The sequence below is a fragment of the Collinsella aerofaciens genome (assembly GCF_028209625.1).
In the GTDB taxonomy this organism is placed as follows: Bacteria; Actinomycetota; Coriobacteriia; order Coriobacteriales; family Coriobacteriaceae; genus Collinsella; species Collinsella aerofaciens_AM.
Map to the genome: position 1 here is coordinate 128,507 of NZ_JAQLDU010000001.1, position 16,561 is coordinate 145,067.

A 16,561-nucleotide genomic window follows, 5' to 3' on the forward strand; every position below is an offset into this window, starting at 1 on the left:
CGCTTAAACAGGCTTCTTGTTGAGAATCACGCCATTGGTGGTGTAGCCCATGCGGTCGAGTGCCTCGAGCGCCGCGGCCCCCTCGGCTTCCTTCTTTGAGGAGCCGGAGCCGCGACCCTGGCGAATACCATCGATCAACACCACGGCGGTAAAGGTGGGCGCATGCGCAGGGCCCTCGGAGCCGACCAGCTTGTACGCGGGAGGCTCGTGGCCGTCGGCCTGCACGCACTCCTGCAAATACGACTTGGGGTTCGCAGGGTGCTCGGCACGCTCGGATGCCAAATGTGGCTTAAGCGTACGGTGGATAAACTCCGCCGCGGCATCCCAGCCGGCGTCCAGATACAGCGCGCCCACGAGCGACTCGTAGACGTTCTCGAGCGCCGAGTGCAGGCCGCGCGCGCCGGTACCGGTCTCGGAGGCACCAAAGATGATGATGTCATCGATACCCAGCTCGTGCGACACCTCGGACAGCGTGGCGCCCGAGACAAGGGACACCTTCAGGCGTGTGAGCTTGCCCTCGTCAAACTCCGGATAGGACACAAACAGGGAGCGTGCGACCACGGCGCCCAAAATGGAATCACCCAAGAACTCAAGGCGCTCGTAGCTTGCCGAGACTGGCTGGCCTTCGACGGCCGAAGGATGCGTAAGGGCCGCGCGCAGCAGCACCTTGTCATTGAACTCGTGGCCCAGAATCTCCTGGGCGCGCGTAAGTCGTTCGGATAAAGCCAAGACCTAAGCCTCCCTGGCGTTTTCGATCGCGTCGACGGCGTCGGCGACAGAGTTGAGCGAGAGCAGGGTCTCGTCATCGATCTCGAGATTGAACTCGTCCTCGATAGCCGTAACCAGTTGCAGGCGCTCGAGCGAGTTGGCATCGAGGTCGTCAAAGGTGGTCTCATCGCTAATTTCGGCAACATCGACGCCCAGAACGTCAGCAGCGACCTCGGCGATCTTGTCGAAGATTTCGGAGCGGTCCATAGCGCTTCCTCTCATAGTGCATGAATACCAAAAGAATGGTACCGCCCGGGCGGTACCAAGACACGGTTCTGATTCTACCCCACGAAGCAGGCCGCGAGGCACATAACAGCGCTCTAACTCGCTCTTACAAAACGATGCCGTCCATGGAGTTGGCGACGTTCTCGACCAGCCCTGCGCGCACGGCTTCGGCCGCCGCGAGCGTACCGTTTTTAACAGCCTCGACCGAGGTGGCGCCATGGCCGATCAGGACCACGCCACGCAGGCCCAAAAGAATCGCGCCGCCCTTGGCATCACCAGAGAGCTTGGCCTTAATCCCGCGCATCTGCTTTTTAATGAGCAGCGCGGCGATCTTGGTGCCGAGCGAGGCCATAAAGGCGCCCTTGAGTTCCTGCAGCAAGAACTTGGCAGCACCCTCGGTGGCCTTGAGCGCAATATTGCCCGACATGCCATCGGCAACGACGACATCGAAGTTACCGGAGGTGATGTCCGTTCCCTCGCAGTTACCCACAAAGCCGGGAACGGCGGCTTTCATGGCCGGGAAGCAGGCCTTGGTAAAGTTGGAGCCCTTCTCGTCCTCGGTGCCATTGGCAAGCAAGCCCACGCGAGGATGCTCGATGCCCAGGACAACGCGGGCATAGGCGCTGCCCATCTGGGCAAAACGCACCATGTCGTCCACCTCGACATCGGGGTTGGCGCCCATGTCGCACAGCACCGTCAGGCCGCCGGCACGATTGGGCAGCGCATTGGTCAAACAGGGGCGCACCGGCTGCTTCTTGCCTTCGGCCATATATCTAAACGGTGTGACGTAGGCGGTCGCGGCAGCGGTCATGGCGCCGGTGGAGCCGGCGGAGAAAAACGCGTCCGCGTTGCCCTTTTTGATGGCGCGGCAGGCAAGCACGATCGAGGACTTGCGCTTGGTCATCACGGCGCGAATGGGATCGTCATCCATGGCGATAATGTCAGGGGCTTCCAGAGCCTCCACACGTGCATGGGCCGCGGCAAAGGGATTGACGATTTCGGCGGGACCGACTGCCAGGACCTCGATATCGGGATCGGCGGCAAGCGCAGCCTCGATACCATCGAGAACAACCTGAGGTTTCTCGTCTCCGCCCACAACGTCTACACAAACGCGAACGTTACTCATATACATACTCCTTATACAAAAATGGCCGACTCATTGAGCCGGCCATTGTGGTTCCATTTGGAACGGCATCGCATCCAGAGTATACCGTTACTCGGTAACGATAACCTCGCGGTCCTTGTAGAAACCGCAGCTGGGGCACACGTGGTGCGGAAGCTTGACAGCGCCGCAACGGGGGCACGTGGACTGAGCCGCAGCCGAGATCTTCATGTTGGCGGAACGACGGGTGTGAGTGCGGATACGACCCTGCTTTTGTTTAGGTACGGGCATAGTGACCTTCCTTATGAACTATCCAGTGTGGCGATTACGCGCAAGTAGCGATACTACCACAGTTTTACTCATCGAGCTTGAGATTCTTCAATGCTGCAAATGGATTTTCCGTGGCAGCGGCCCATTCTGCCTCTGCCTGGGCGGCGCAATCGCATTGCTCGACGTTGAGATTGCAACCGCAAGTGGGACACAGACCGCGGCAATCGGGCTTGCAGAGCACCACAAACGGCGTGTCCATAACGACCGCGTCATTGATGGGCTCACCCAGATCGACTATGCGGTCCTCACCCAGGAGCTCGTAGCCGTCCTCGTAGGCCTCGGGATCCTCAGGCTCCTCAAAGAGGTAGAACTCCTCGATCTCGCCGGCGATATCAAACGAGGCGGGCTCCAAGCAACGGTCGCACTCGCCGGTGGCGTGCGCGCGGACCATGCCCGTGAGCAAGACACCGGTACCGGCATTGGTAAAGACAACGTCGTAGTCGATGCCGTCCTGTAGCTGGTACTCCTTCTCGCCCACCATGTAGGTGGCGACGTCGACCTTACCGGTCAGCGGATACGAATCACCAGGAAACTCGAGCTGCTCGGAAAGATCGACGGTAACGCTCGGGAACTCAGCCATTACCACTGACCATTCTGTTGGGCGGCACCCTCGTTGAGCTGCTGACGGCAACGGGTAACGGTGCCGGTCAGGCTCTTGAGGTTCTCCTCCAGGTGCGTAAAGACCTGCTCTGCGTAGTCCTCGGCAGCATAACGCGTCTCGCGCTCGTACTGCTGGGCACGATCACGGATGTCGTCGGCCTGCTGCTGCGCTAAGCGGACGATCTCCTGCTCACCGGCAATGGTGAGGGCCTGCTGCTGAGCGTCGGCGATGATGGAATCGGCCTGAGCGGCGGCGGAAGCCATAAGCTCCTCGCGCTCCTTAAGGATACGGCGGGACTTCTGCCACTCCTCGGGATAGCTCATGCGGATCTCGTCGAGGATGTTGAAGAACACGTCGGCGTCGATGACCTTGAACTGAGCGTTCTTGCCGAAAGGCGGCTTGGCTTCCTCGATCAGCCCTTCGAGCTCATCGACCAAGCTGACGATCCTATCGCCAGGAAAATTCTCGCCCGGCATCCGGTCTCCTTTCATAGGTAACATATCATCGTGCTAGTTTACCACATGCCACCAGGCAATAAAAAACGTCACGAAAAGCGATGTCTGAGCGCTTCGACCACGTTGGGCGGAACAAACGTCGATACGTCGCTCCCAAGCGACGCAATCTGGCGTACCACCGAGCTCGAGATGTAACCGTACTGCGGAGCACTCATGACAAAGATGGACTCCAGCTCGTTATCCAAGCGATAGTTGAGGTCGGCCTGCTGCAGCTCATACTCAAAGTCGGTCATGGCGCGCAGACCCTTGACCACGGCCCCCGCCCCCTGCTCGCGAGCGAAGTCGACCAAGAGGCCGGTAAAGGGCAGGACCTCGACGCCGTCGATATCACCGAGCGCCTCGCGAGCCAGCGCCACGCGCTCATCGAGCATAAACGTGGTGCCCACGCCGTTTTTACCCTGCGACTCGGCAACAGCGACGATCACGCTGGGAAAGATGCGACGGGCGCGGCGGATCACATCGATATGGCCAAACGTGATGGGATCGAAGGTGCCCGGGACGATCACGCGGTAGATGGTGTCATTCATGGGCGTTCTCCTGAACCGTCATGGCATCGTTGTTGTGAGCATCGGTGCCGGTGCAATCTTCCTCACCATCGTCATCGCCGACCCAACGAAGCAGGTCGACCGAGGTAATGCCGTAGCGCTTCTCGCGCACGATCTCAAAGCCTGCCGGATGCGCGCCCGCATCGGCGGCGGCATGCTCAAACAGGGCATAAGCGCCAGGTGCAAGCAGACCCTGCTGAGCCAGGTTCTGCAGCAGTATCTCGACCGGCTCGGCACCAAAAGCATAGGGCGGGTCGAGCAGGACCAGATCAAAGGGGCCGCCCGGCACACGACCGCGCGAGGCGCTCGCCAGCATGTCGCCCGTTACCACGCGCCAACGCGCACGGTCACGGCAGAGCGACTCGATATTCTTGGTAATGAGCCGCGCGGCATTCCGTTCGATCTCGAACGTCGTGAGCGAGCGGGCACCACGTGAGAGCATCTCTAACCCTAAGGCGCCGGAACCGCCAAAGGCGTCCAGCACGCGGACCTCGTCCAGATCGAAGTCAAATGCCGACATGACCATAGATGCGCATGCCTCGCGCACACGATCGGTCGTGGGGCGGGTGACATCGCGACCACGGGGCTCCTCGATCTTACGACCGCGCCATTCGCCGCCGATGATTCTCATCCTCCGCTGACCTCCTTAAAAATGTGTCGATATCGCATGGCGACCGCATCGCGCAGGGGGCGCGTCGCCACGGAGTCAAGGTTGCAAGCATACCGCAAGAGCTCGACCGCGTCCAAATGGGCCCACTCGATCAGCTCCTCGTCGGCATCCAAGTCGACAAAGCGCAGGGTCACTCCGCCATGCTGGCGGTACCCCAGGATTTCGCCCTCGTGGCGCAGACGCAGGTCCATCTGGGCGAGCGTAAAGCCATCCGAGGTCTTCTCGAGCGATTGCAGGCGATCTTGTGCTGCCGAAGCGCCGCCGTTGCCCTTGGAGTGCGTCATGACCAGGCACGTGCCCGACACGCTGCCACGGCCCACACGACCGCGCAGCTGGTGCAGGGCAGCCAAACCAAAGCGCTCGCCGTTCTCGATGACCATGACGGTGGCGTTGGGCACATCGACGCCCACCTCGACCACCGTAGTCGAGACGAGCACGTCGATCTCGCCACGCTTGAAGGCATCGATAACCTGGTCCTTCTCCCCCGCTGGCATGCGGCCGTGAAGGCGCTCGATGGCAAGACCCGGCAACGCCAGACGCAGGCGATCGAGCTCGGTTGCCGTATCGTGCAGCGGCACAGGGACAGTCACGCGGCCCTCGTCGTCACGAGCGATACCGGGCACGTCTTCCAGCTCATCGGCCGAGTCACCCGGCTCCACAAGTGGGCAGATCACATAGGCCTGGTGGCCCTTTTCGTGTGCCTCGCGGATGGCGCCGTAGGCCAGGTCGCGGCTCGACTCGGTGAGCACGCGCGTCGTAACACCCGCACCCGGAACAGGTCGATGGCGAATGATGCTCGTGTCCAGGTCGCCATAGACCGAGAGCGCCAACGTGCGCGGGATAGGCGTGGCCGTCATAACGAGCAGGTCGGCGCCCGGGCCCTTGGCACGCAGGGCATTGCGCTGGCCCACACCAAAGCGGTGCTGCTCGTCGATGACGACAAGCGACAGATGCTTAAACGCCACGTCATCCGAAAGGACCGCGTGGGTACCAAAGAGCACGTCGAGCTCGCCCGATTCCAGCTGCGCATGGATCCGCTCGCGCTCGGCCGCCGGCGTGGCACCCGTCAGGAGCGCCCAGGACATACCGGCCTGCGAGAGCAAGGGGCCGGTCTTATCGGCATATTGGCGCGCCAGCACGCCCGTAGGCGCCATAACGCAGGACTGAGTACCCGAATCGGCCGCGACGGCCAGCGCGCAGGCGGCGACGGCCGTCTTGCCGGTACCGACGTCGCCCAGCAGCAGGCGGTTCATCACGCGATCGCCATCACACATGTCGTGCAGGATGTCTTGGAATGCGGCCTCCTGCTCGTCACTCAGCGAAAACGGCAGGGCTTCCTTGAGCGCCGCCAAGTGCTCGCCCGCGACATGGGCGTAGGGAACGACTTCGACCAACCCGCCGTCGTTGCGCAGGCGCAGCGCCAGTTGAAGGCAGAGGCACTCCTCATAGGCAAGCCGTGCGCGCGCAATATCGCGCTCGGCCATACTCGATGGAAAATGAATTGAGCGCAGCGCGCGGGCATTGCTCATCAGGCGGCGCTTAACGCGCAGGCGTGCAGGAATCGGATCGAAGGGATTGCTGACAACCTCGAGCGCGCCGCTTACGATGCGGCGCATCCACGCCTGGCTCACGCCATCGCTCACGTAATGGACCGGCAGGATAGTCCCAGCGGCACGCCCGTCCTCGAGCTTTTCGAAATGCGGCGAGGCCATCTGCTTAAAGCCGTAGGCAAACTCGACCTTACCCATCACGGCCAGGCGGTCGCCCTGCTTCAACTGCTGGGCAATCCAAGGCTGACGGAAAAAGGCGACTTGCAGCACGCCCGTCTCGTCCACCAGCGAAACCTCAGTCACCTGCATACGCGGACGGGGCTGCTTTTGGACGATGCGATCGACCGTGGCGACAATCGTGCACACGGTACCGATGGGAGCCATCTCGATGGACCAGGAGCGCGTAAAGTCGAGATATCGATGAGGGATATGGAGAAGGAGGTCCCCCACCGTCCGAATTCCCAGACGGCGAAGGGCCTCCTCACGTTTACCCGAAACATATTTGAGTCGCGCGATATCCTCGTCGAGCGCATTGCTCTGGGCAAAGCGCTCCGAGACGCGCGGCACGAAGCACAGCTCGGACATGGGCAGATGCCTACTCGATCGAGAAGATCACGGGATAGAGCGGCTGCTCGCCACGATGGGCATCAATCTCCAGGTCGGGCTGAGCCTCCTCGATGGCGTCGACGATCTCCTGGAAGGCCTCGTCGGACAGCTCCTCACCGGCCAGAATCGTAAGCGCGTCGCCTTCCTCTTCCTCCTGCATGCGGTTGATGCAGTCGAGCGTGACCTGCTTCACGTCGGAGCCGACCACGTCGATGGAGCCGGCAATGATACCCATAACGTCACCGGAGTGAATCGGAGAGCCGTCGGAGGCGCTGGAATCGCGCACGGCACGGGTGACCTCGCCATCGCGGACCTCGCTGATGGCGTCGACCATGGCGGCGACGGCGTCCTCGAGCTCGGAATCGGGCAGGACCGCAAACAGCGCGGAGAACGCCTGCGGGACGGTCTTGGTGGGAACGACGGCAACCTTCTTGTCGGTGCAGGCAGAAGCGGCAGCCTCGGCAGCCATGCGGATGTTGCCGTTATTGGGCAGGATGATGACCGAGGTCGCGTTGACCTGGTCCACCGCGCCCAGCAGGTCGGCGGTCGAGGGGTTCATGGTCTGGCCACCCGAGACGATCACGTCAACGCCAAGGGACTTGAGGATGTCGGCCTCGCCCGAACCGGCGGCAACGGCGACAAAGCCCAACGCCTTGGCGGGCTCGGCGGCCTTCTCCTGGTCCTCATGAATCTTAGCGGTACGGTCGTGCGCCTCCATCTCCATGTTGTGGATAAAGACCTCGTAGATCTGACCAAGCTGAAGCATGTGCTCGAGCACCAGGTTCGGGGTGTTGGAGTGCACGTGGATCTTGTAGTCGGGATAGGCACCCACGAGCAGCTCGCAGTCGCCCATGGAGCCCAGGAACTTAAGGCATTCGTCCTCGTCAAACGGGGCGTCGGCCTTAAAGAGGAACTCGTTGCAATAGCGGAACTCCGAGCCCTCCCAGTCGTCGTTGGCCTCGATCTCAACGCGACCGAGGGCCGCGTCGCGGGCAGAGCCGGCAGAATCAAACGTGGCGGAGAAATCCTCGACAACGGTGCTGCGGCCAAGAGCGGCGGCGACAAAGTTCTCCAGGAAAATGGCAAAACCAAAGGCACCGGAGTCGACCACGCCGTTCTCCTTCAGAACGGGCAGCAGGTCGGGCGTGCGGGCGACGGACTGGTAGGCCTCGACGACGATGGCATCGAGCGCGTCCTCGGCCGAGAACTTCTTCTTCTCGCACTCGTCGGCCTTGGTCGAGACATCGCGCAGGACCGTGAGGATCGTGCCCTCGATGGGCTTGCGGACGGCTTGGAAGGCGACCTTGACAGCGCGACGGAAGGCGAAGGCGATGTTGGCAGACGTGATGGGCTCATCGGCAGAGACGAGACCCTCGGCCACGCCGCGCAGGATCTGCGAGGTGATGACGCCGGAGTTGCCGCGGGCACCCATCAGAGAGCCGTGGGTGATGGCGCCGGCGATGGCTTCCATATCGGCATCGGCGGGAAGGGCGGAGAGCTCCTTGGTCACCGAGGCGAGCGTGAGCGACATGTTGGTACCGGTGTCGCCGTCGGGTACGGGGAAGACGTTGAGCTTGTTGATCTCCTCGGCCTTGTCGGAAACGGCAGCCGCAGCGATCGGAAAACAGGTGCGAATGGTCTTTGCAATCATGGGTATTTGAATCTCCGTTTTCGGATGCTAGTTCAGACGGCTCTTGAGCGCGTCGATATGGATGCCGATCTTAAGGCTGGCGGGATCGATCTGGGCGATCTCCTGCAGGGTAAAGGCAACGGAGCTCGAAAGATTGTGGCAGACGGACTTCATGTTGACGCCGTTCTCGAGCACGACGTGAAGATCGACCGTAAGGCCGTTCTCGTCGGCGGAGACAAGCACGCCCTTGCGGAGGCGCTGACCGGCAAGCAGGCGCACGCTCTCTGCGCCTTGGAGCTGCTCGGCCATACCGACAACGCCATAGCACGTCATCGCGGCATAACCGGCAATATCGGCAATAACGTCGTTCGAGACGCTCAGGCTGCCGTTAATGGTCTCAGACACAAGAATCTCCTTATCTGGTGCTCGCGGCACCATCTCGTGGGAGCAATCATTGCATTATTCTACAACGAGCGCGCCATGTTGAGGTGGTGGGTCGAGGGATTACATCCTCGACACGAAATGTTGATATGGCAACGTTCGCGCTAGGCGATCGCGGCATGAAAAAACCCGCCGCATAGCGACGGGTTTTACAACCTGGCTCCCCGGGTAGGACTCGAACCTACAACAGCGCGGTTAACAGCCGCGTGCTCTACCATTGAGCTACCGAGGAATTTAAAGCCCAACTGAAAGGGCTGGAAAATTCTGGCTCCCCGGGTAGGACTCGAACCTACAACAGCGCGGTTAACAGCCGCGTGCTCTACCATTGAGCTACCGAGGAATAGGTGCGTGCTCTCAAGCAACGAAGTTTATTATACGGACGATTGGGCGAAGGGCAAGAACTTTTTTAAGAAATTTTCTCGCCTTGATCCCTTGGGGACGGCCTAACTACCGGCACCGGCAACGGAAACGCCGATGTTTTGACAATGCCAGCGAGCGGGCACCAGAGCGAACAAATTGTCATGAAAAGAGGACGGCATAGACCTTCTGGTCATGCCGTCCTCTTTGAATGACAAGTTGTCGCTCTGGTGTCCGCGCAGCGTCGGCCAGTTACGGCGTTTGGTAAAACGCCGTAACTACTAAGACTCGATGTAGTCCTTCAGCTTGCTAGAGCGGCTGGGGTGACGGAGCTTAGCCAGGGTCTTGGACTCGATCTGGCGGATGCGCTCGCGCGTGACGCCAAACTCGCGGCCGACTTCCTCGAGCGTACGGGGATGTCCGTCGACAAGGCCAAAGCGCAGCTCAATAACCTTGCGCTCACGATCGGCAAGCGAGTCAAGCACCTGCGTGAGCTGCTCCTGCAGCATGGAGAAGCTGGCGGCATCGGGCGGAACGATAGCCTGGGAGTCCTCGATGAAGTCGCCCAGCTGGGAATCCTCTTCCTCGCCGATGGGGGTCTCGAGTGACACGGGCTCCTGCGAAATCTTCTGGATCTCGCGGACGCGGTCGGCACTCATGTCCATCTCGGCACCGATCTCCTCGGGGGTCGGGTCGCGACCCAGGTCCTGGAGAAGCTGGCGCTGCACGCGAACGAGCTTGTTGATGGTCTCGACCATGTGCACGGGAATACGAATGGTACGGGCCTGGTCGGCGATTGCACGCGTGATGGCCTGACGGATCCACCACGTGGCGTACGTGGAGAACTTAAAGCCCTTCTGGTAGTCGAACTTCTCGACGGCGCGGATCAGACCGAGGTTGCCCTCCTGGATCAGGTCCAGGAACAGCATGCCGCGACCGACATAGCGCTTGGCGATGGAAACGACTAGGCGCAGGTTGGCGCTGATGAGCGCCTGCTTGGCCTCGAGACCGACGTTCTCAATACGGGTCAGGCGACGCATCTCGGCGCGGGTGAGCTCGATCTCGCCCGCCTCGGCGGCCTCGAGCTTCTCGGTGGCGTCAAGACCGGCCTCGATCTTCATGGCCAGATCGACCTCTTCGGAGGCGGTCAGCAGGTCGACCTTACCGATCTCCTTAAGGTACATACGAACCGGGTCACCGGTCAGCATCACCGTGGAGGCATCGATGCCACGCACGCGCGAACGCGAGCGGGACGTGCGCACGGTGCGCTTCTTCTTGCTCTTGGAAGAACCCATCTCGGCGTCGGCCTGACGGGCCATCTTAAGCTCGTGATCATCGAGCGAGCCGGAATCGTGCTCGTCGTCATCGAAATCATCGGTATCGTTATCGTCATCGTCGACGTCCATGGGGGCGTCGTCGTTACCGCTCGCGGAGATAATCTGGATGCCGCTGTTGCGCAACGCGGAATACACCGCGTTGAGCTGCTCGTCAGATACATCGATATCCTTCAGGGCGACCTGAATCTCGTCCTCGGTTACCGAAGTCCTGTTTGAGCCGTTGCCCATGAGCTTTGCAACGTAGGATTCCAGCCCAGTACCCGTGCTCTCAGTCTTTTTTGGCACAGATTCTCCCTTCATAGTCCACAGGACTCAATACTTTAGCACACAGCAACGTCTATACCCAAAATCCAGACTGGATATAGGCGAGAATACGCTGGTTGACCACAACATCTAGGCCTGTTCGGTGCCTGCGGCCTCCAGACCGATCAAACGGAACGGGTCAGCCACGCCGCCGATCGACTTTTGCAGTTCGCGTTGACGTTGCGAATCCTGCGCGGCCTGCACGGTCAGCGCGCGACGGGCCTCGTCATCGAGTGAACGGTCCTGGCGCAGCTTGGCCTGTGCAGCACGCATGCGGCGCTTGATGGTGTAGAGCTCGAGCGTATCGAGCATGAACACGATGTTCGTCTCGGTGGGGTGTTTGCTCGTCGCCGAGATGCGCCCGGCACTCACAAGCGTTGCCGCCTCGGGACACACCGAGCGCGCCGCATCCATGCAGGTCGCAGGATCGGTGCCCGGGGGCGTCGCCAGTACGGCCCATGCGATGGACTCGTGACGCGGGTCGACCCACTCGATGGAGCAGATGCGATCGGCATACGTGCGGAACAGGTCGGGGTAGCTCGTGAGCATGGTCAGCAGCTCGCGCTCCCCTGCCAAGGACTTGCGTTCCAGATCGGTCAAAACCATAGTGGCCGAGGCGTCTGTCGGGGAACCGGCGGGCGCAGAGCCCATACCATCAGGCACATCAATCGGTGGCAGGTCGTCGACGACCTCTACAGGCGCGACACCGTATGCATCGAGCGGGACATAGTCGTACGGCTCTTCTTCGACCGGCGCGGACACCGGCGGCGTCGCGCCCGATGCCCAAGTACCACGAGATGCCCCCTGCGAACCAGATGACCGACCGCCCGCGCTACCAGATCGCTCGGCTTGCGCCCGCTGGCGTTCATAGTTCTGCTCACGGCGACGCTCCGCATCCTCGCGTTTAGCGACATCGCGAAACACACGGCCCGAGCTCGAGCGCACCGTCTCCAAATCCAAGCCAAGCAGGTCGGCAATCTGGATAAAGTACGTATCGATCATGTAGCTATCGCGCAGCGGATAGATGAGCGTCAGCGCATCCTCGAGCGCCTTGGCACGACCGCCCGGCGTGGTGATGTCGCTCGACTCCTGCAGCGAACGGTAAACAAAGTCCATGAGCGGCTCGGCGGCGTCAATGCGTTTCTGCAGCTCCTCTCCGCCGTGCGCCGTGATGAACTCCATGGGATCGTTGCCGTCGGGCAGTACCACGCAGCGCAGGTCCATCGAATCCTGCTCGATAAATTGAATCGCGCGACGGGCGGCCTTCTGGCCCGCGGCATCGCCATCGAACATATACACGATACGCTTGGCAAAGCGGGTGAGCGTCTTGACGTGATGCTCCGTGAGCGCGGTGCCCAGCGTGGCGACAACGTTTTTGATCCCCGCCTCCCAGCAGGCGATGCAATCGGTATAGCCCTCCACCACGATGGCCGTATCCTGCGCGACGATAAACTCCTTGGCCCAGTTAAAGCCATAGAGGTTTCGCTTTTTATGGAACACGCTCGTCTCGGCGGTGTTGAGGTACTTGGGTTGGCCGTCACCCATGATGCGCCCGCCAAAGGCAATGTTGTGACCCTGCTCGTCAAAGATGGGAAACATCACGCGGTCGTAGAAGCGGTCGGCAAGCTGCCCGCGCCCGCGGCTCACGGCAACGTTGGCGTCGATCATCTCCTGCGGGGTAAAACCCGCCTGGGACAGGTGCGACACCAGCGCGTTGCGGCCCGGTGCAAAGCCCAGGCAGTAGCGGCGGCAGACGTCGCCACCCATACCACGGCTGGCAAAGTACTCGCGTGGACGGCCGTCCTTACCGCGCATAAGCATGGTGTGGTAGAACTGGGCGGTCTCGGCACACAGATCGTAGATGCGGGCACGCTTGGTACCGCGCTCGCGACGATCTCCGGTGTCATGCAGCTCAATACCCGCACGATCGGCCAAATAGCGGATTGACTCGGGAAAGCTCAGGTTTTCGCGCTTCATGATATAGGTGAAGACGTCGCCGCCTTCGCCGCAGCCAAAGCAGTGCCAGACCTGCGTAGCGGGGATAATGTGGAAAGAAGGCGTCTTTTCGCCATGGAAGGGGCAGCAACCCCAAAACTCATGGCCGCGGGGCTTGAGCTCAACCGTTTCCTGCACGATGGCAACTAAGTCGGACGCAGCGCGTACCTGGTCTTTTTCCTCATCGCTAATCACGGATGCCCACCCCCTGCTCGCCCAAGTTGTGACGAATATCCTCGATATTACCCTCGACGGTCGAGATCAACTCATCCAGCGATTCGAACACACGCGAGGGACGCAGCCAGCGCGTAAACGCCAGCGAAACGGAAGCGCCGTACAGGTCGCCCGTATAACCAATTAAGTTAGCCTCGAGATGCGATGAAGCGGCATCGTCGGCATACGTCGGCGGCAGGCCGACGTTAACGGCAGCAGGCCATACGGTGTCATCGACGAGCACCAGGCCCTCATACACGCCATCGGCAGGCACCTGAATGCCGTCGGGAACCTGCAGGTTTGCCGTGGGAAAGCCCATGCCAGAGCCCTCGTGACGGCCGCGAATAACACCGCCGCGCAGCATATACGGGCGGCCGAGCAACTCAGCAGCCAGCTCCACACGGCCCTGTCCCAGCTCATGACGGATGCGGGTGGCGCAAATGGCCTCACCGCCCTCGCAAAGCAGATCGTGACCATACACGTCAACGCCGTGCTCGGAACCCCAGACGCGCATCTCGGCAACACCAGAAGCACCGCCACGACCCAGCCTAAAATCGCTGCCAACGCGAATCGAACGAATGTCGACCACGCGTGACAACAGTGTGAGAAAACCGACATGGTCGAGTGCCGCAACCTCAGGCGTAAAGGGAACGGCCACCACTGCATCGACCCCGGTCTGAGCCAAGGCATGTAGACGGTCGGCCGTCGTCATCAATTTTTGAGCGGGCGAAGGACTCACCACAACGTCCGGATCGGGATCGAAAGTGACCACGACCGCCTTGCAGCCATGGGCACAGGCATCACGGACAAGCGCTTCGATGAGTTCCCGGTGTCCACGGTGAACGCCATCGAACACGCCAATGACGATCGAGGCAGCACCCAAGTGCTCGCACTCATCAAACGCATCGGCAGTGTCGATGCGAGCCTCGTCCGACTCGCCTTCAAAAAAGATACGCGCGAGCTCGCGAGCGGACAACATCATCGAACACCGCCGATTGCCTGCGGAAACACGTGCTCCATGACAAAACGGCCACTTTCGATGCGGGCGAGCGCCTTGAGTCCCCCATCGAGCACCAGCGCAAACGGCGCTTTCGAAGCATCGAAATCGGCAAGCGCACGCTCAACGGGAATGCGTCGGCCGCAGAGCAGGTCTTCGGCAAGATTGTCCGGCAAGTCAACACGCGTGGCGCCCAGGGCCGCAATGGGATCCAGGGCAAAGCCGGGCGCGGACTCGGGAGAAAGCTCCTCGACCGCATGACAGGCGCCAATGGAAACAACACCGGAGGCCGTGCGGCGCAGCGCGGAAATGTGCGCGGCGCTCTCGCAGGCGCGGCCCAAGTCGCGAGCGAGCGCACGGATATAGGTGCCCTTGCTCACCGAGAACGCCACGGTCCACACACACGTATCACCTTCGCCGCCCACGGCGATCAGGTCGGCGGCATAGACCTCGACGGGGCGCGGAGGTAGGTCCACCGCATTGCCCTCACGAGCAGACTTGTAGGCGCGAACGCCATTGACCGAGATAGCCGAAAACGCCGGCGGCACCTGCATCTGCGGACCCAGCATAGCGGCCAGGCGCTCACGGGCATAGGCAGGATCGCGGAGCTCGTTGGCAACAGCCACCGTGCGGACCGCCTCGCCCTCCGCATCATCGGTATTGGTCTCGGCGCCAAACGAGATGTCGGCGACATAGCTTTTGGTATCGAGCGTGAGCATGCCCAGCAGACGGGTGGCCTGGCCCACACCCACCACCATGACACCCGATGCCATGGGGTCGAGCGTGCCGGCATGGCCGACGCGTCGCTCATGGAGGGCGCGCCGGCATTGCGAAACCACATCGTGGGACGTGCAGCCCACCGGCTTATCGACGGCGAGCAGCATATTCAGTTGAGAAGGCGTACGACGAGCCATGTACCATCCAAAAAGTTAAAGCTCGACGGTCACCGAAGCGGGATCCTCCCCTACCAGTTCGGCCAGCATGGGAAGTGCCACGGTGAGCGTCTCGAGAATCGTTCCGTTGTTGGAGAAACCGGCGGCAGCAGGATGTCCGCCTCCGCCAAAGGCAGCAGCGATCTCGGACACGTTGAGGTCGCCCTTGGAGCGCAGGTTGCCGCGCACCTTGGTATCGCCCTCAATGCCCTTCAGGAACAGGCAGACCTCGACGCCCATCACCGAGCGCACCACGTCAACCAGACCGTCGCACTCATCCGAGGTGACACCGCACGCCTCAAGGTCACTCTGGTACGCGTAGCTATACGCGACGCGCCCGTGGGCCACCGTCTTAATGCGGCCCATAACGATGGACTTGAGGTGCAAAAACTCAACGCGCATGCTCTGGTAGACCTCGAGTGCCACACGCGCCGGATCGGCACCGTGGGCAACCAGACGCGAGGCTGCATGGAACGCGGCGGCATCGGCGTTTTGATACTGAAAACGACCGGTATCGGTCACCAGGCCGCACAACAAGCAGGTCGCAACACCATCGCGAGCCACAATGCCACAATTGTCCAAAAAGCGGTCGATGATCATGGCGCAGGCCGCGGCGTCGACGCACCTCAGGCTCAGCTCGGCAAATTCCTCGCGCGCCGGATGGTGATCGAAGCACACCACATGCGACGAGCGACGAAGCACCTCGGCGGAGTTGTTCAGACGCTCGACGACCGGCACGTCCACCGAGATGAACAGGTCCGGATTGCCGGTATACGCAGATGCCGGCACCAGACGGTCGGCGCCCTCCATAAAACGGTAGATGCGCGGAACCGGGTCATCGTCTGCCAGCAGCAGGGCAATGTCCTTGTTGGGAAAGAACTTCCTAAGCGAGAGGCCCAGGCCTAGCACGGAGCCCAGGGCGTCGCCATCGGGAGACGTATGTCCCGAAATCGCAATGGAGGACGCACCCTCGATGAGCTCAAGGATGCGTCGCTGAATATCTGCAGACTCGCACGATGCGAGGTCGGCGGAATTACTCATCTAAAGCTGCCTCCTGGGCGGCATCCGCTATCGGATAGCCGTCCTCGTCCTTTTCGATCGCAAGCGTGGCGGGAACGTTTTCCAGCGCACGCGTGATGCGCTCGGCCTCATCGGTCGAGCGATCGATGCGAAAATCGAGCTCGGGCGTGACGCGCCAATCGAGCGAGCGGGCCAGCAGGCTACGGATGCGGCCCTTGGCGCTGGCGAGCGCCTCCATGACCTCGTCGTAGCGGCTCGCGTCGCACGACACGTACACACGCGCGAACGAACGGTCCACCGCGACCTCGACCGCGGTCAGGGTGACCAGGTCGAGACGCGGATCGGAAACCTCAAAGAGCAGGATATAACCGAGCTTCTCGCGAAGCTGCTCGCCCAAACGGCGGGTTGCCTGCGTTTGCTTCAT

The 16,561-nt window shown here is 61.4% G+C and carries 17 protein-coding genes and 2 tRNA genes; all 19 read right to left on the reverse strand.

The window, feature by feature from the left end; all coding sequences use genetic code 11:
* Positions 1–3 precede the first annotated feature (3 nt).
* Positions 4–729, reverse strand: coding sequence for a ribonuclease III (gene rnc, locus PMW70_RS00540; RefSeq protein ID WP_089571704.1), 726 nt, complete (start codon positions 727–729; stop codon positions 4–6).
* Positions 730–732: 3 nt separating this feature from the next.
* Positions 733–975 (reverse strand): acyl carrier protein, encoded by a 243-nt coding sequence (locus PMW70_RS00545; protein WP_055309519.1) that lies wholly within the window; start codon positions 973–975, stop codon positions 733–735.
* Positions 976–1,099: 124 nt separating this feature from the next.
* Positions 1,100–2,119: a phosphate acyltransferase PlsX gene (gene plsX, locus PMW70_RS00550; RefSeq protein WP_271743562.1), complete on the reverse strand. Its 1,020-nt coding sequence runs from the start codon at positions 2,117–2,119 to the stop codon at positions 1,100–1,102.
* 87 nt (positions 2,120–2,206) lie between these two features.
* On the reverse strand, positions 2,207–2,386 hold the full coding sequence (gene rpmF / locus PMW70_RS00555; RefSeq protein ID WP_022094017.1) for a 50S ribosomal protein L32: 180 nt from the start codon (positions 2,384–2,386) through the stop codon (positions 2,207–2,209).
* Between the two features lie 64 nt (positions 2,387–2,450).
* Positions 2,451–3,005: a YceD family protein gene (locus tag PMW70_RS00560; protein ID WP_117564150.1), complete on the reverse strand. Its 555-nt coding sequence runs from the start codon at positions 3,003–3,005 to the stop codon at positions 2,451–2,453.
* Positions 3,005–3,502 (reverse strand): ATP synthase subunit B family protein, encoded by a 498-nt coding sequence (locus tag PMW70_RS00565; protein WP_040358176.1) that lies wholly within the window; start codon positions 3,500–3,502, stop codon positions 3,005–3,007. Before PMW70_RS00565 ends, PMW70_RS00560 begins: the two co-directional genes overlap by 1 nt.
* Before the next feature lie 68 nt (positions 3,503–3,570).
* Complete coding sequence (gene coaD / locus PMW70_RS00570; RefSeq protein WP_271743563.1) at positions 3,571–4,068, reverse strand: pantetheine-phosphate adenylyltransferase; 498 nt, start codon at positions 4,066–4,068, stop codon at positions 3,571–3,573.
* Positions 4,061–4,717 (reverse strand): 16S rRNA (guanine(966)-N(2))-methyltransferase RsmD, encoded by a 657-nt coding sequence (rsmD, locus tag PMW70_RS00575; RefSeq protein WP_271743564.1) that lies wholly within the window; start codon positions 4,715–4,717, stop codon positions 4,061–4,063. The genes coaD and rsmD overlap by 8 nt, the downstream gene beginning before the upstream one ends.
* Complete coding sequence (recG, locus tag PMW70_RS00580; RefSeq protein ID WP_271743565.1) at positions 4,714–6,891, reverse strand: ATP-dependent DNA helicase RecG; 2,178 nt, start codon at positions 6,889–6,891, stop codon at positions 4,714–4,716. The genes rsmD and recG overlap by 4 nt, the downstream gene beginning before the upstream one ends.
* A gap of 10 nt (positions 6,892–6,901) precedes the next feature.
* Positions 6,902–8,563 carry a DAK2 domain-containing protein gene (locus tag PMW70_RS00585; RefSeq protein ID WP_006234030.1) on the reverse strand — a complete coding sequence of 554 codons (1,662 nt, stop codon included), beginning with the start codon at positions 8,561–8,563 and terminating at the stop codon, positions 6,902–6,904.
* Positions 8,564–8,590: 27 nt separating this feature from the next.
* Positions 8,591–8,980, reverse strand: coding sequence for an Asp23/Gls24 family envelope stress response protein (locus tag PMW70_RS00590; RefSeq protein WP_187361832.1), 390 nt, complete (start codon positions 8,978–8,980; stop codon positions 8,591–8,593).
* A 160-nt stretch (positions 8,981–9,140) separates the two neighbouring features.
* Positions 9,141–9,215, reverse strand: a tRNA-Asn gene (locus PMW70_RS00595).
* 33 nt (positions 9,216–9,248) lie between these two features.
* Positions 9,249–9,323: transfer RNA gene (locus PMW70_RS00600), tRNA-Asn, on the reverse strand.
* A gap of 298 nt (positions 9,324–9,621) precedes the next feature.
* Positions 9,622–10,962: an RNA polymerase sigma factor RpoD gene (rpoD, locus tag PMW70_RS00605; protein ID WP_271743566.1), complete on the reverse strand. Its 1,341-nt coding sequence runs from the start codon at positions 10,960–10,962 to the stop codon at positions 9,622–9,624.
* 108 nt (positions 10,963–11,070) lie between these two features.
* Positions 11,071–13,170 (reverse strand): DNA primase, encoded by a 2,100-nt coding sequence (gene dnaG, locus PMW70_RS00610; protein ID WP_271743567.1) that lies wholly within the window; start codon positions 13,168–13,170, stop codon positions 11,071–11,073.
* Positions 13,163–14,170, reverse strand: coding sequence for a riboflavin biosynthesis protein RibF (gene ribF / locus PMW70_RS00615; RefSeq protein ID WP_271743568.1), 1,008 nt, complete (start codon positions 14,168–14,170; stop codon positions 13,163–13,165). Before ribF ends, dnaG begins: the two co-directional genes overlap by 8 nt.
* On the reverse strand, positions 14,167–15,099 hold the full coding sequence (truB, locus tag PMW70_RS00620) for a tRNA pseudouridine(55) synthase TruB (RefSeq protein WP_271743569.1): 933 nt from the start codon (positions 15,097–15,099) through the stop codon (positions 14,167–14,169). The genes ribF and truB overlap by 4 nt, the downstream gene beginning before the upstream one ends.
* A gap of 15 nt (positions 15,100–15,114) precedes the next feature.
* Positions 15,115–16,158 carry a DHH family phosphoesterase gene (locus PMW70_RS00625; RefSeq protein ID WP_118267779.1) on the reverse strand — a complete coding sequence of 348 codons (1,044 nt, stop codon included), beginning with the start codon at positions 16,156–16,158 and terminating at the stop codon, positions 15,115–15,117.
* Positions 16,151–16,561 carry a 30S ribosome-binding factor RbfA gene (gene rbfA / locus PMW70_RS00630; protein WP_117647311.1) on the reverse strand — a complete coding sequence of 137 codons (411 nt, stop codon included), beginning with the start codon at positions 16,559–16,561 and terminating at the stop codon, positions 16,151–16,153. Before rbfA ends, PMW70_RS00625 begins: the two co-directional genes overlap by 8 nt.